9 protein-coding genes, 1 tRNA gene and 6 pseudogenes are annotated in these 13,787 nt (G+C 56.1%); 8 read left to right on the forward strand and 8 right to left on the reverse strand.

Annotated elements, in window-relative coordinates; translation table 11 throughout:
• Positions 1-135: 135 nt before the first annotated feature.
• The 6 genes from M2320_RS09760 to rho are packed head-to-tail and all read right to left on the reverse strand — an operon-like array spanning position 136 to position 7,036.
• Complete coding sequence (locus tag M2320_RS09760; RefSeq protein WP_264597109.1) at positions 136-996, reverse strand: ParB/RepB/Spo0J family partition protein; 861 nt, start codon at positions 994-996, stop codon at positions 136-138.
• Between the two features lie 28 nt (positions 997-1,024).
• Positions 1,025-1,840 (reverse strand): ParA family protein, encoded by an 816-nt coding sequence (locus tag M2320_RS09765; protein WP_264597110.1) that lies wholly within the window; start codon positions 1,838-1,840, stop codon positions 1,025-1,027.
• 24 nt (positions 1,841-1,864) lie between these two features.
• Complete coding sequence (gene rsmG / locus M2320_RS09770; protein WP_264597111.1) at positions 1,865-2,491, reverse strand: 16S rRNA (guanine(527)-N(7))-methyltransferase RsmG; 627 nt, start codon at positions 2,489-2,491, stop codon at positions 1,865-1,867.
• Positions 2,491-4,359, reverse strand: a complete 1,869-nt coding sequence (gene mnmG / locus M2320_RS09775; RefSeq protein WP_264597112.1) for a tRNA uridine-5-carboxymethylaminomethyl(34) synthesis enzyme MnmG — start codon at positions 4,357-4,359, stop codon at positions 2,491-2,493. Before mnmG ends, rsmG begins: the two co-directional genes overlap by 1 nt.
• A 14-nt stretch (positions 4,360-4,373) precedes the next feature.
• A complete protein-coding gene (gene mnmE, locus M2320_RS09780) occupies positions 4,374-5,729 on the reverse strand; it encodes a tRNA uridine-5-carboxymethylaminomethyl(34) synthesis GTPase MnmE (RefSeq protein ID WP_319801426.1) in 1,356 nt (451 codons plus the stop codon).
• 38 nt (positions 5,730-5,767) lie between these two features.
• Entirely contained in the window at positions 5,768-7,036 is a 1,269-nt protein-coding gene (gene rho / locus M2320_RS09785) for a transcription termination factor Rho (protein ID WP_264597113.1), read from the reverse strand.
• A gap of 449 nt (positions 7,037-7,485) precedes the next feature.
• Between rho and M2320_RS09790 the strand changes: the two genes are divergently transcribed.
• The 3 genes and pseudogenes from M2320_RS09790 to tnpC form a co-directional block, all read left to right on the forward strand.
• Entirely contained in the window at positions 7,486-7,806 is a 321-nt protein-coding gene (locus M2320_RS09790) for a transposase (protein ID WP_264597114.1), read from the forward strand.
• Positions 7,803-8,150, forward strand: a complete 348-nt coding sequence (tnpB, locus tag M2320_RS09795) for an IS66 family insertion sequence element accessory protein TnpB (RefSeq protein ID WP_264597115.1) — start codon at positions 7,803-7,805, stop codon at positions 8,148-8,150. Before M2320_RS09790 ends, tnpB begins: the two co-directional genes overlap by 4 nt.
• Before the next feature lie 63 nt (positions 8,151-8,213).
• Positions 8,214-9,248: pseudogene (tnpC, locus tag M2320_RS09800) on the forward strand (IS66 family transposase); the annotation flags it as partial.
• Positions 9,249-9,307: 59 nt separating this feature from the next.
• Here tnpC and M2320_RS23375 read toward each other — a convergent pair.
• A pseudogene (locus tag M2320_RS23375) lies at positions 9,308-9,457 on the reverse strand (IS256 family transposase); the annotation flags it as partial.
• A 735-nt stretch (positions 9,458-10,192) separates the two neighbouring features.
• On the opposite strand from M2320_RS23375, the gene M2320_RS09810 reads away from it, so the two are divergent.
• Positions 10,193-10,268, forward strand: a tRNA-Ala gene (locus M2320_RS09810).
• Between the two features lie 123 nt (positions 10,269-10,391).
• On the opposite strand, the pseudogene M2320_RS23380 reads toward M2320_RS09810, so the two are convergent.
• Positions 10,392-11,179, reverse strand: a pseudogene (locus M2320_RS23380) (IS5 family transposase).
• 2 nt (positions 11,180-11,181) lie between these two features.
• Between M2320_RS23380 and M2320_RS09825 the strand changes: the two are divergent.
• The 4 genes and pseudogenes from M2320_RS09825 to M2320_RS09840 form a co-directional block, all read left to right on the forward strand.
• A pseudogene (locus tag M2320_RS09825) lies at positions 11,182-11,712 on the forward strand (IS21 family transposase); the annotation flags it as partial.
• Positions 11,702-12,279: pseudogene (locus M2320_RS09830) on the forward strand (ATP-binding protein); the annotation flags it as partial. The pseudogenes M2320_RS09825 and M2320_RS09830, both read left to right, overlap by 11 nt.
• A gap of 19 nt (positions 12,280-12,298) precedes the next feature.
• Positions 12,299-12,766 (forward strand): annotated as a pseudogene (locus tag M2320_RS09835) (IS30 family transposase); the annotation flags it as partial.
• A 423-nt stretch (positions 12,767-13,189) separates the two neighbouring features.
• Entirely contained in the window at positions 13,190-13,711 is a 522-nt protein-coding gene (locus M2320_RS09840; protein WP_264597182.1) for a DUF1465 family protein, read from the forward strand.
• Positions 13,712-13,787: the final 76 nt, after the last annotated feature.

A 13,787-nucleotide genomic window follows, 5' to 3' on the forward strand; every position in this document is an offset into this window, starting at 1 on the left:
ATTGATCTTGTTCTGATCAGGCGGTCAGACACCCCTAGGAAGGCGGCATGGCCTTTAGAAATTGGCACTCATCTGTAGCAACGCCCAGAGTTCATACCAAGCAAATTTTGACCAAGGTCGCCGTCACCGGCAGGGCTAATTCAACAATTTTCTGATGACGAGATCGAACTGGTCGGTTGTCGCGAACTTGATGTTAATGACGCCGGCCTCTCCACGCGCGTTGACGCGGACTGGAAGTCCAAGAACATCACCAACTTCGGATTCAATCTTTTTGATATTGGCGTCCTTATCGACTGGCTTCGCTGGCGCCGATTGTGGCGCATCTTTGGACGCAACCAGACGCTCAACCTCACGGACGCTCAGGCCATCTTCGACGATCTGCTTCGCCACCGAAGCGGGGTCATCAAGCGAGAGCAATGCGCGCGCATGCCCCGCTGATATTCGACCATCAACGACAAAGGCCTGTGTTGACTCTGGCAGCTTCAATAATCGCAAGGTGTTAGTGACATGACTTCGGCTCTTGCCAAGTATTTTTGCAAGATCCCCTTGGCTGTAGGAAAATTCTTCAATAAGCCGGTTGTACCCTCGAGCCTCTTCGATCGCATTCAGATCAGATCGCTGCACGTTCTCAATAATAGCAAGTTCCAACGATAAACGATCATCGGCTTCAATGAGGACAATCGGAACCTCGTGCAAACCGGCGCGTTGAGCGGCGCGCCAACGCCGCTCACCCGCGATGATTTCGTAAACATTATTTACGCCAGCGAGTTCACGAACGACGATCGGTTGAATTATTCCCCTCTCTCTAATTGACTCCGCAAGTTCGTGCAAACTCTCGTCAGAGAAATGTTGACGGGGATTCCGCGGATTGGGACGCAAGAACTCAATGGGCGCAGTTCTCCGGGCAGAGGATACCGCCGCCGAATCCGCCGATAAATTTTCCCCGATAAGCGCAGCAAGGCCTCGCCCAAGCCGTGGACGTGCATCTTCGATCATCTAAACACCCTATTGAGCAAGCGTGCCATTACGCCGCGCGCAAGTCGCGTTCCCGTTGGATAACTTCGGATGCAAGCTTCAAGTACGCCTGCGAACCATTGCACTTCAGATCGTACAGAAGGACCGGCTTCCCATAAGATGGCGCTTCCGAGACCCGCACATTTCGCGGAATAACTGTTTCATACACCTTGTCGCCAAGAAACGATCGCACATCTGCGACAACTTGGCTGGCAAGATTGTTGCGACCATCGAACATAGTCAAGACAACACCGTGAATCGTTAGTCCCGGGTTTAGACTGCGTTTTACGTGCTCCACGGTTGAAAGCAGCTGGGAAAGACCCTCGAGAGCGAAGAATTCACACTGCAGCGGAACCAACACACTGTCGCTTGCTGCGAGACCATTGATCGTCAAAAGGTTTAACGACGGCGGACAATCGATAAGGACATAAGTGACCTTATCGGGTGACGAAAGATTGTCCGCCGAGAACCGCGTTAGAGCGTTCCGGAGCCTGAACGAGCGATCTTTTTGATCAGCTATCGCCAGTTCTAACCCCAGGAGATCCATTGTCGAAGGAGCCATATACAAACGCGGCACCACCGTGGATTGAGCAACAGCAGCGAGAGTCGCTCCTCCAGTCAAGACATCGTAGGTCGAAAGCTTGCGCCTCGAAGGATCTATTCCCAACCCGGTCGACGCATTCCCCTGTGGATCCAGATCAACGATCAATACTGTTTCGCCGATCGCCGCGAGGGCCGTCCCGAGATTGATCGCGGTCGTCGTTTTTCCCACGCCGCCTTTTTGATTAGCGAGAACGAGAATTCGCATACGGCCCAGATTTTCCATTTGCTGCCGCTCCAAGCGATGCGTCTATGAATTTGTAAGACAGCGAACAACAACGATCTTGGCACCGCACTCGGTCGCACTATTCACCAGTTCGCAAGAGAAGGTATCTCGAACATATGAGTCGGTCAATTCTGCCGAGAGCTCTTTCCCCTTCAAAAATAGCCCGCGCGCGCCCTGTCGAAGAACTGGCTCCGCATAACTCAGCAAATCTCTCATCGGGGCCAAGGCTCTGGCGGAAATGACGTCGAAGACTAAGGATTGCACCAAGTTTGGAAGAACGCGCTCAATCCGTTCGACGTGGATATGGGTTCGGATACCTGTTTCACGTGAAACCTCTGCGAGAAATGACGCCTTCCGCTTGTCGGATTCAACCAAATGGACTTCGCGGTTTGGGGACATGATGGCAACGACCATTCCTGGGAAGCCAGCTCCGCTACCAATATCAACCCATCGACGCCAAGGGTCCGCCAAGGGCAGCAATTGAAGAGAATCTTCAAAGTGCCGACGCCAGATTTGTGACATCGTTGACCGACTCACCAAGTTCAGTCCTTTTTGCCATTTGACAAGAAGCGCCTCGTAAATCTTCAGTCGGGCGCGCTGCTCTTCCGATAATTCGAGAGCAAGGCCCACCTGGTGACGCTCAACAGACATTATGATGCGGCCTCTGTGTCGACCGATCGCTTTCTGCTTAGCGCCAGTAAGACAGTTAGCGCGGCAGGCGTAATGCCTTCAATCCGACTCGCTTGGCCGAGGCTTACGGGGCGGGTGGCCTTTAATCTTGTTCTGACCTCGTTTGAAAGCCCGGGTACGGAATCATAATCTGTGTCAACGCACAGATGAACATCTTCGTCACGCCGCAAGCTCGCCACTATAGCTTCTTGCTTGCCAAGGTATACTGAGTATTTTGCGTCCACCTCGACCTTAGCAGCAATGTCTCGATCGAAGGATTTCAGTTCCGGCCAGATGGTCGCCAGATCACCAAAGCCTATCTGTGGATAGGACAAGATCGCAAAGGCCGAACGCGTTATGCCATCCAAATTCACGGGTAAACCTAGCCTACGTGCGTCCGTCGGCGTGAGCGTCCTCTGGCGGAGCACATTTGTGAGACGAGAACTCGCATCCTGCCGCTGACGAAAAATCTGCTTCCGTTCCGGAGACACACAACCTGCATTGATGCCGAGCTCCGTTAATCGTTCGTCTGCATTATCACATCTCAGCGACAGCCGAAATTCCGCGCGCGAGGTAAACATCCGATAAGGCTCGGTTACGCCGCGAGTCGTCAAATCGTCGATCAAGACTCCAATATAGCTGTCGGACCGCCTAAGAATCAGTTCCTTTGAACCAGCCGCGCGGAGCGCCGCATTCACTCCTGCCACAAGGCCCTGAGCCGCAGCCTCCTCGTAACCAGTCGTCCCATTGATCTGCCCGGCAAAATAGAGGCCTGCGATTTTTTTTGTTTCAAGGGTGGGTTTGAGCTCCCTTGGATCAACAAAATCGTACTCCACTGCATAGCCCGGTCTCAATATCTCCACGCGTTCAAGGCCGGCTATCGTTCTAATAAACTGATCCTGCACATCTCGCGGCAACGACGTCGAAATTCCATTAGGATAAATCGTATCGTCGTCTAAGCCTTCTGGCTCGAGAAACAGCTGATGCTTATCGCGGTCAGCAAACCGAATTACTTTATCCTCGATCGAAGGACAATATCTGGGGCCACGTCCCGAGATAAGGCCGGAACGGATTGGAGTTCGATCGATATTTTCCAAGATGACGCGATGCGTCGTGGGATTCGTCGCGGTGATTGCGCAGGGAACCTGCCTGTTCACGACTTGCTTCGAATATGCCGAAAAAAGCTCCGGTTCATCATCGCCATATTGGAGGTCCAAAGCGGCCCAGTCGATAGATTTCCCCGACAACCGCGCTGGTGTTCCCGTTTTCAGGCGGTCAATCTTGAAGCCAGCTCTTGCTAGCGTATACGCAAGATGAGTTGAGGCTCCATCTCCCATGCGGCCTGCCGCTGAAACCTCATCTCCGATAAAGATCTTACCATTGAGAAATGTCCCCGCGGTGATCACTACTGCTGCAGCGGCGAAGGTGGATCCATCGAGCAACTGGACCTCATGGGCGTTGCGGGATTCAACTAAGTTGGCTGCAGTACCCTCGAGGATACGGAGATTTGGCATGCCTTGCAGCAGCTCTATCATCGCTCGTCGATAGAGCTTGCGATCCACTTGCGCTCGCGGACCTCGCACTGCGGGTCCTTTGGACCGATTGAGAAGGCGAAATTGAATACCGCTTGCATCAGCCGCACGCGGCATCAAACCATCTAGAGCATCAATTTCTCTTACAAGCTGCCCCTTTCCTAACCCGCCAATTGCAGGATTACAGGAAAGCTCTCCGATGGTCGAGATTTTTTGGGTCAGCAACAGCGTGACAGCGCCGATTCGAGCTGCGGCTGCGGCAGCCTCACAACCGGCGTGACCACCACCAATCACAATAACATCGAATGTGCGCTTCATCTGGACATGTGACCCTATTTGCCGATGCAGAACCGCGAAAAGACTTCGTCGAGAACTTCCTCTGCAGCGACCTGCCCAACGACGACTTGCATCTCAAACACCGCTTCTTGAAGCTTCGCTGCGACGACTTCGGGATATTCAATCCCATGGACCACCGTCTGGAGGACCTCTCTGGCATTCTCCAACGCAACGCTCTGCCGCTCATTTACAGCTACCACATCACCCTGGACACTTACGGATGATGCCACAAACGACGCTAATCTCTTCAACAATTCCGCGATATTGAAGCCAGTTCGCGCCGAAATGTGAAGGATACCCTCAGCGTCTTTCAAGCTACTTCCATCCAAATCTGGACCATCACATTTTGTAAAAATAAGCCAAATTGATCGCCCTTCAAATTCCTTCGGTGGCTCGAGCCGCTCCGCTTTATCAGACAACCATAGGATCAGATCAGCCTCTACGCCGCATGTGAGCGCCTTAGCAATACCGATGGATTCAATCCGATCAGAAGTCTCGCGGACACCGGCGCTATCCACCAAATTAATAAGATGCCCGTCAAGGTCAAGACGGACTTCGATTAGGTCGCGCGTGGTGCCGGGAACATCTGAAATGATGGCCACATCGCGCTGCGCCAATTCATTGAGAAGCGTCGACTTGCCAACGTTCGGGGGCCCAGAGATTAAGACTGTAAACCCATTTCTTAGAAGCGATGCACGTTCGCGGTTACCCAACCATTCAGTAAGCGACTCGCAGACTGAACGACAAATTTGAACTATGTGGTCGCTATCAAACGCACGCACGTCTACTTCGTCCGAAAAATCCAATGCGCATTCGACATGCACAAGAGCATCCAACAGGCTCTGCCGCCATCCGTCGACTGCGGATCGGAATCTTCCGGAGAGACCATCAATCCCGAGCAACCGCTGTTGCTCTGTCTCTGCAGAGATTAGATCAGCAAGAGATTCGACCTCTATCAGGCTCATCTTACCATTCATCAGAGCCCTGCGACTAAATTCACCTGGCGTTGCCATTCTCGTCGCGGGAAACTGCCCTAAAACCTCATATAGTTTTGCGAGGATTGCTCTGGATCCATGAATCGAGAACTCAACACAATCTTCACCCGTAAAGCTTGCCGGACCTGGAAACCAATAGATCAGCGCGTAATCGATTATTTGGCCCGACCAAGGATCACAAATCTTCGTCAAGGTCGCACGACGAGCTTCTGGAATTTTCCCAGCCATCGCTGCCAGTATCTCAGAGGCCCGCGGTCCGGACAGGCGCACAACAGCTAAAGCGGCTCGCCCTGGCGCAGTCGCGAGGGCAAAAATCGTGTCGGAACTATGAATCTTTGGTACTCCACAGAGAGAGATGTTTCACGTGAAACATCTCTCTCGATCCGATTTCATTCTCAAGTGTTCATCGAATCGAAGAACGAGCCGTTGCCCTTCGGGGTCTCGCGAAGTTTTCCAAGCAAAAATTCCGCAGCATCGACCGTGCCCATCGGATTCAGGATTCTCCGCAACACATACGTCTTTTTGAGGAGGTCTGTTGACACCAGCAACTCCTCCTTCCGGGTACCCGAGCGCGTGATGTCGATAGCGGGGAAAACCCTCTTATCGGCAACCTTGCGATCCAATATGATTTCGGAATTACCCGTGCCCTTGAACTCCTCGAAGATCACTTCATCCATACGGGAACCCGTTTCAATCAACGCCGTCGCTATGATCGTGAGCGAGCCGCCCTCCTCGATGTTTCGAGCGGCACCGAAGAACCGCTTGGGCCTCTGAAGGGCATTCGCATCAACACCACCGGTCAGCACCTTGCCTGACGACGGCACGACGGTGTTATACGCGCGGCCCAAGCGTGTGATGGAATCCAAAAGAATAACCACATCGCGCCCGTGCTCAACCAGTCGCTTGGCCTTCTCAATCACCATTTCAGCCACCTGGACATGCCGTACCGCCGGCTCGTCGAAAGTAGATGAAATTACCTCTCCTTTCACGGATCGCTGCATATCCGTCACTTCTTCTGGACGCTCATCAATCAGCAACACAATCAAATAGCATTCTGGATGGTTGGTCGTTATCGACTGCGCAATGTTTTGAAGGATAACCGTCTTACCCGTTCTCGGGGGAGCCACAATCAACGCTCTTTGGCCCTTGCCGATTGGCGAAACAATGTCGATCACTCTCGCCGACAAGTCCTTCTTGGTCGGGTCATCGATCTCTAAACGCAAGCGTTGGTTTGGGTAAAGCGGCGTAAGGTTGTCGAAATGAACCTTGTGTCTGACCTTCTCTGGGTCCTCGAAATTGATCGAATTTACCTTTAGCAGAGCAAAATACCGTTCACCCTCTTTCGGGCTGCGGATTAGTCCCTCGACGGTGTCGCCGGTTCTAAGCCCGAATCTGCGAATTTGAGATGGTGAAATGTAAATATCGTCGGGCCCAGCCAAATAATTCGCGTCTGACGAGCGCAAGAACCCAAACCCGTCGGACAAAACCTCGACAACGCCCTGACCGACGATTTCGATGTCGCGGGACGCCAATTGTTTTAAAATGGCGAACATCAACTCTTGCTTGCGCATGATCGAGGCATTCTCGACCTCGTGTTCTTCGGCAAAGGCCAGCAACTCGGTAGGCGACTTCGCCTTGAGCGTTTGAAGTTTGATCTCGCGCATGCGCTCGTAATCTCTATTTTGATCTGATAACTCGTCGTCGCAATGCCTTCGCTAAAGGTCCGGTGACTCCGCAACCGAACACACACGAATGGTTTTGAAGGGGCGACGACTCTTAGGCGGGAGTTACCGTTTACCAGAATATTAGGCGGGTAGCAACTCAGGAAGCCGACGCGAAGCTGCATGGAGCGCGCATCGAAATCTGCTCGAAGGGCAATCGGCATGGCGAACCTCCAGGTTCGCCTGTTGAATCAGACCAACGCCGATTCGGAAATCACCCGACGAGTCAGGCATTCAGGGACTTAGTGTGTAAGCGTCCGGTGACGCGGGCTTCCGGTTTTCTGGCGCCGGCCTGAAGTTACGTCGCTAATTTCGGATTTAGCGACGTAGCGAAGTGCGGATGGGCCGGGTCGAGATATTGAGTTGCCGCGAGCGGCGGCGCAACTGGACCAATGGCGATCGTGGAGGAAGCCGCGACAAGCGGGCTGCCTTTGGCGGTGGTCGCGCGTCGCCATGACATTGTTCCCCAGCAGATCTACACTTGGCGGCGTGAATTGCGGGCGGCTGCTCCGCTGGCCTTCGCGCCCGTCGCGCTTATTGCGCCAGAAGCCTCTGAGGCGCCTCAGCGCAAGAAGGCCGAGAGACGGAAGGAGCGAGGCCATCGAGCAGCGCAGATCGAAATCCACTGCGCCAATGGCCGGGTCCTGAAAGTCGCCTCCAGCCTCGACGCGGAGGTTCTGAAGACGTTGATCCGATCGGTGGAAGACGCATGATCGGCCCCGGCTCCAGCGTTCGCGTTTATCTCGCCTGCGGCGTGGTCGACATGCGCAAGGGCATCGACGGATTGGCGGCGCTGGCTCAGGCGAGCCTGCGGCGGGATCCGGCTTCTGGCGCGGTGTTCGCCTTTCGCGGCCGGCGCGGCGACAGGATCAAGCTGTTGTATTGGGACGGGCAAGGTTTTTGCCTGTTCTACAAGGTTTTGGAGCGCGGACGCTTTCCCTGGCCCTCGGCGGCTGATGGAACCGCGCGCCTGACTGCGGCGCAACTGGCGATGCTGTGGGAGGGCATCGATTGGCGGCGTCCGTCCTGGTCGGCGCCGCCGTCTCGAACGGCCTGAAACTCAAGCGTTTCAGGCCAGACGAGCCTGTTCCGCCAACGGCAAATCAGCTATGTTTTGGCCATGAGCCAGGCCGTCGCCGATCTGCCGGAAGATGTCGAATCTCTGCGCGCGATCGTCGCCGCGCAGGCGGCGCAACTGGCTGAAGCGGACCGTCGCCTGCACACGCGCGACACGCTGATCGAAAAGCTGAAAGCGCAATTGGCGTTGCTACGCCGCGCCCGTTTCGGCGCCTCCTCCGAAAAGGTCGAGCGGCAGATCGAGCAGCTTGAACTGGCGCTTGAGGACATTGAGGCCGCTGCGGGCGAAACCGCGCCGCCGGCCGTCGCCAAGGCGGAAACCGAGAAAAGCAAGCCGGCGCGCCAGCCCTTGCCCGATCATCTGCCTCGTTTTGAGGAAATCCATGAAGTCGAGGACTGCGCCTGTCCGACCTGCGGCGGCCGCGATTTTTTGAAGGCCGGCTCGATTGTCAGCGAAGTGCTGGATTACATTCCGGCCTCGTTCCGCGTCGTGAGCCACGTCCGCCGCAAGATCGTTTGCAAGGGCTGCGACACCGAGATCAAGGCGGCCACGCCGTCGCCGCCGATCGAGCGCGGCAAGCCGGGCGCCGGCCTGCTCGCCCATGTGCTCGTCAGCAAATATTGCGACCACCTGCCGCTTTACCGCCAGTCCGACATCTACGCCCGCGAGAACGTCGATCTGTCCCGCTCCACCATGGCGGATTGGGTCGGCCAGGTCAGCGCGCTGCTGGCGCCGCTGGTCGACGCGCTTCGCGCGCATGTGTTCGCTGGCGATCGGCTCCATGGCGATGACACGCCCGTTCCCGTGCTGGACCCCGGACGCGGACGGACCAAGGAAGGCCGACTGTGGGTTTATGTGCGCGACGGCCGTCTCTGGCGGGATCAGGCGCCGCCGGCGGTCGCCTATTTTTACAGCCCCGACCGCAAGGGCGAACATCCGCAAAAGCATCTCGAAAACTTCCGCGGCGTGCTCCATGCCGATGGCTATGCGGGCTTTCGTCATCTCTATGAACCGCAAAAACTTGGCGAGGCGCCGCCCATCCTGGAAGCGGCTTGCATGGCGCATGTGCGCCGCAAGTGAAATGCACGCGGCATCTTTGCCAACTCGCCTTGAACACTTGGGCGATCGCCGCCTTCATCCGAACGCTCGTAACGTCCGGCGCCGATCAAGTTGTCGACGTCGAAATCCATCAGTTTCCGCAATACCGCTTCGGCGAGGTCCTTCAGAAGGTCCTCCCCGCCGCGCTCGCGCAGTTGATGAAGAAATGCCATTGTGTCGTCGGTCATCATGTCCTCGGGTCGGTGGGGTCAAGCTTCAGCAACTCGACCATAACCGAAGAGGGCGCGGTGACCGCCCCGGCCCGCCGGCGGGCTCCGCTAAGCGGAGCTCCGCCCGCCGGCTCTCAGAAAATCTCCACCACATCCGTGGACGCTACCTGGGGCAACTCGCTGATATCTCGTGTCCTCTTCCGATAGATCATCTTTTGCACAGTGCCTTCGTCGGAGGTGTGATTAACCGCTCTTTAATGCCTTCAATGATACGATGGGTTGTAGAGCTAGTCTCGGTTATTCACAATCGGTCCACTGTTGACAGAAAATCACGAAGCGGTGTGAATCTCTACCCCCCCCCGTGTAAGTCCGAGGTAGGGTATTTACAACCTTTTGAAATAACTAGTGATTTTCTGGAGCGACCGTGCGTTTAAAAAGCGCCAAACGCGGAGCGCAGCCTGGGATTTTCTGTGAACAAGTTGAATTAAGTGTAATACGTACGCTAATAAAAAAATCAAATTTAATAACTCATTTCTTTGAGTTAGCGAAAGTCGAGCCAGATCATGATTGGTGTGGATCAGAGTGCCCTTATCCCTCGTAGAAGCGAGCTAAATTCGTCGGTCCATCTCATTGTGAGCAATTCGCTTCAGTTAGCCACGCCAAAGGACCACAAAGGGCTTGTACTCAAGCATGAGTGTCGATATAGAAAAGCCGTCGGCGGCTCTTTTAGAGGCCTTCCCAAAGCCGATGCATGGGGCCATAGCTCAGTTGGGAGAGCGCTTCAATGGCATTGAAGAGGTCGTCGGTTCGATTCCGTCTGGCTCCACCAACGTTCAGTCGTCATTGATTTTTCGTATAGATTTAATTTAATTCACGCTAGTCTCTCCTCCAACACTTTGCCCGAACTTTTTAGAACACGAAATTCAGATACCAAACGCATTAGGTTCCAGACTCATAACCAGTAGCTGACGGTCGCGGCGAGGCAGACGGTTGCGAGGTAATTGACGGCGTTTCGGTCGTATCGCGTGGCCACGCGCCGGAAGTCTTTCAGGCGGCAGAACATGCGTTCGATGGCGTTGCGGTTGCGATAGAGGAACGGCGAGAAGCAGTTCTTCCATTTGCGGTTGGCCTTGGGTGGAATGTTCGGCATGACGCCTTTGTCCTCGACCTGTCGGCGGAGCTGGTTGGCGTCGTAACCCTTGTCTGCATGCAGGATGTCGCAGTCAGGCAGCCTCTCCAGCAATGTCGCGCCAGCGGTGCAATCCGCGATATTCCCGCCCGTGAGCATGAAGGCCAAAGGCCGGCATTGCGCATCGGTCAGGGCGTGGATTTTCGTCGTGCGCCCACCGCGCGAGCGGCCGATGGCCTGACTTTTCTCCCCCCTTTTCCGCCCGCCGCGCAGCGGTGAGCTTTCACGGCGGAACTGTCGATCAGGACTTCCGCGGTTGGTCCGCCGGCCCGCGCCAACTCTTCGAAAAGCGTCGTCCAGACGCCCTTCGCCGCCCACCGGACGAACCGGTTGTAGAGCGTCTTCCGAGGACCATAATCCGGCGGCGCGTCCACCCAGCGCCCGCCACTTTTCAGCACATGCACGATACCGCTGATCACGCGGAGATCGTCAACCCGCTCCTTGCCGCGCGTGTCGGTCGGAAGATGAGGTTGGATCTTGGAAAACTGCTCGTCCGTGACCCAGAACTGATCTCGATTCATCCGCGCTTCCTTTCGGAAGCCCTGAATCATAACCCGCTGCTCAGGCCAATCAGCGCGTCAGCCTGCGCGTTTACGCCGACCGTCTCGTCGTTGTCGCCGAAGGCAAAGTGATTTGCGAGCACCCGCGCGTCATCGAGCGCTCCCATCACGTCCGCGGTCGGACGATCTACGACTGGCGCCATTATCTGGCGGTGATCCAGCGCAAGCCCGGCGCCCTGGGCAACGGCGCGCCCTTTCTTGAGATGCCGGACGCCTTCAAACGGCTGCAACAGCATCTGCTCAAACGGCCCGGCGGCGACCGCGAGATGGCGGAGATACTCGCCCTGGTTCTCCAGCACGACGAGCAGGCGGTGCTGTGCGCCGTCGAGATGGCCGTCAACGACGACGCGCCCACCAAGACGCATGTCCTCAACCTGCTTCACCGGTTGGTCGACGGCAAGGCACCAGAGGTCGCCAAGGTCGAGGCCCCGCCGGCCCTGACGCTGACCAAGGAGCCCCGCGCCGACGTCGAGCGCTATGACACGCTGCGCAAAGCCGAGCAGGAGGCGCGCCATGCGTCATGATCTGGCCAGCGCCGCCATCGTCATCACGCTGCGCAGTCTGAAAATGTCCGGCATGGCGCAGGCCCTCGCCGATCTCATGGAGCTGGGTTCGCCGGCGTTTGAAGCAGCCATGCCCATTCTCTCTCAGCTGCTCAAGGCAGAAACCGCCGAGCGCGACGTGCGCTCCGTCGCCAACAGGATCAAGGCGGCGCGCTTTCCAGCCTACAAGGATCTGGCCGGGTTCGACTTCGCCTCCAGCGAGGCCAACGAAGCCCTGGTGCGTCAGCTCCACCGCTGCACGTTCATCGACAACGCCGACAACGTCGTCCTGATCGGCGGACCCGGCGCCGGAAAGACGCATATCGCGACCGCGCTTGGCGTCCAGGCCATCGAAAGTGACCGCAAGAAGGTCCGCTTCTTCTCGACGGTCGACCTCGTCAACGCCCTGGAGCAGGAGAAGGCGCAGGGAAATCAGGGCAGATCGCCGAGCGGCTGGCGCGCTGCGACCTGATCATCCTGGATGAACTCGGCTATCTGCCGTTCAGCGCCTCCGGCGGCGCGCTGCTGTTCCATCTCCTGAGCCGGCTTTAGCGCGGAGGCCGGACATTGGGAGGGCGATCTCATCATCTGCAAGCACGCCAGGCCCGTCCTCGTCCTGCATGAGCGCAAGTCGCGCCTGACGCTCGCGGCAAGGCTCGCCGGAAAAAGCGCGGCGGAGACGATCTCCGCCATGCTCGCCGTGTTCGGCCGCATCGACCCATCCTTGCGAAAGTCGATCACCTTCGACAACGACACTGCGTTCGCCAGACACACATTGTTGCGCGACATGCGCGGCATGACAACCTGGTTCTGCGATGCATACGCCTCATGGCAGAAGGGCGGGATAGAAAACGCCAATGGCCGATTACGCCGATGGCTGCCTCGCGACATCAATCTTGATCGCCTGACCGATGACGAAATCCAGGAAATCGTCCTCACCGCCAATCTCACGCCGAGAAAATGCCTGGCCTACAAAACCCCATTCCAAGCCATCCTTGCCGAACTCGGGAAGGACGTCCAAATTCGTTTCGCTTAACCGTTGCGCTTCGCGCTGGAATCCAGGCTGCGCATAGGCGTAGACATAGATGTTGCTATCCATGTCCAATCATTACCAAACGAGCGCCTCGGGCCGCCAGAATGGTGTCCGGTGTACGCTTACACCGCAATGCTGTGAGACTTTGCGGCCTCCATCTCGAAGACTGTGGTGAAACCGCTGGTTGGCTGGATGAGCATGAACGCATGAACAAAATGTCGAACCAGTGGTTTCCAAGAAAAAGTCGTATTGGGCTCCTTCCACAAGGGGGGCATTGCAGGCGATAGTTCCCCTGCCATCCGAGTTAACGTTAAATAAGATTAAACAAGCGCAACGCCCTAAATGAAGCTATCTTGTCTTAAGTTCACTGGCGGACGAATGATCGTCGCTAGCGATTTTTGTTTCGCGCGCGTTCCAAGGTGGCGCATGTCTCAGTTTATGCAACATGACAACGGCGAACCCGTTTCTTTTGTGGCCCGTCTTGCCTCATCGGAGGCATTCAAGGCCATGTTCCGCGAAGGCATGACCTTAGTCGAAGACGCTGCGGCCTATCTCGATGGGCCGGGACGTGAACAGGCGCGCGAACTTGGACGAAATGAATCTCTGGCCTATGCGGCAGAAAGTATGAGACTTACCACGCGCTTGATGCAGCTAGCGTCATGGCTATTGTTGCAGCGTGCGGTGAACGAAGGCGAGTTGACATTCGAGCAAGCGTTATCAGAGAAGCGCAAGGTCAAGCTGTCTCAACAGGATTTGGCTACCTCTTCGGAGGTTTTTGAAAGGCTTCCTCACGACTTGCAGGCCCTCGTTGGGGAGTCGCTACGGTTGCAAGCGCGCGTGATTCACCTTGATCAACTCCTGTACCTCAACCCGCAGAACTCTGTATCAAGCTCCCAGGAGAGCCCGGTCAACGAGCAGTTGGCACGTCTTCGCGCCGTTTTCGGTTGAAACTACGACGAACGCTAACAGCAACCGCCGATGATCGAACCATAGCCTTCTCTGTGCAATGGGATAAGCTTGGTGT

This window comes from Rhodoblastus acidophilus, from assembly GCF_025961575.1.
In the GTDB taxonomy this organism is placed as follows: domain Bacteria; phylum Pseudomonadota; class Alphaproteobacteria; order Rhizobiales; family Beijerinckiaceae; genus Rhodoblastus; species Rhodoblastus acidophilus_C.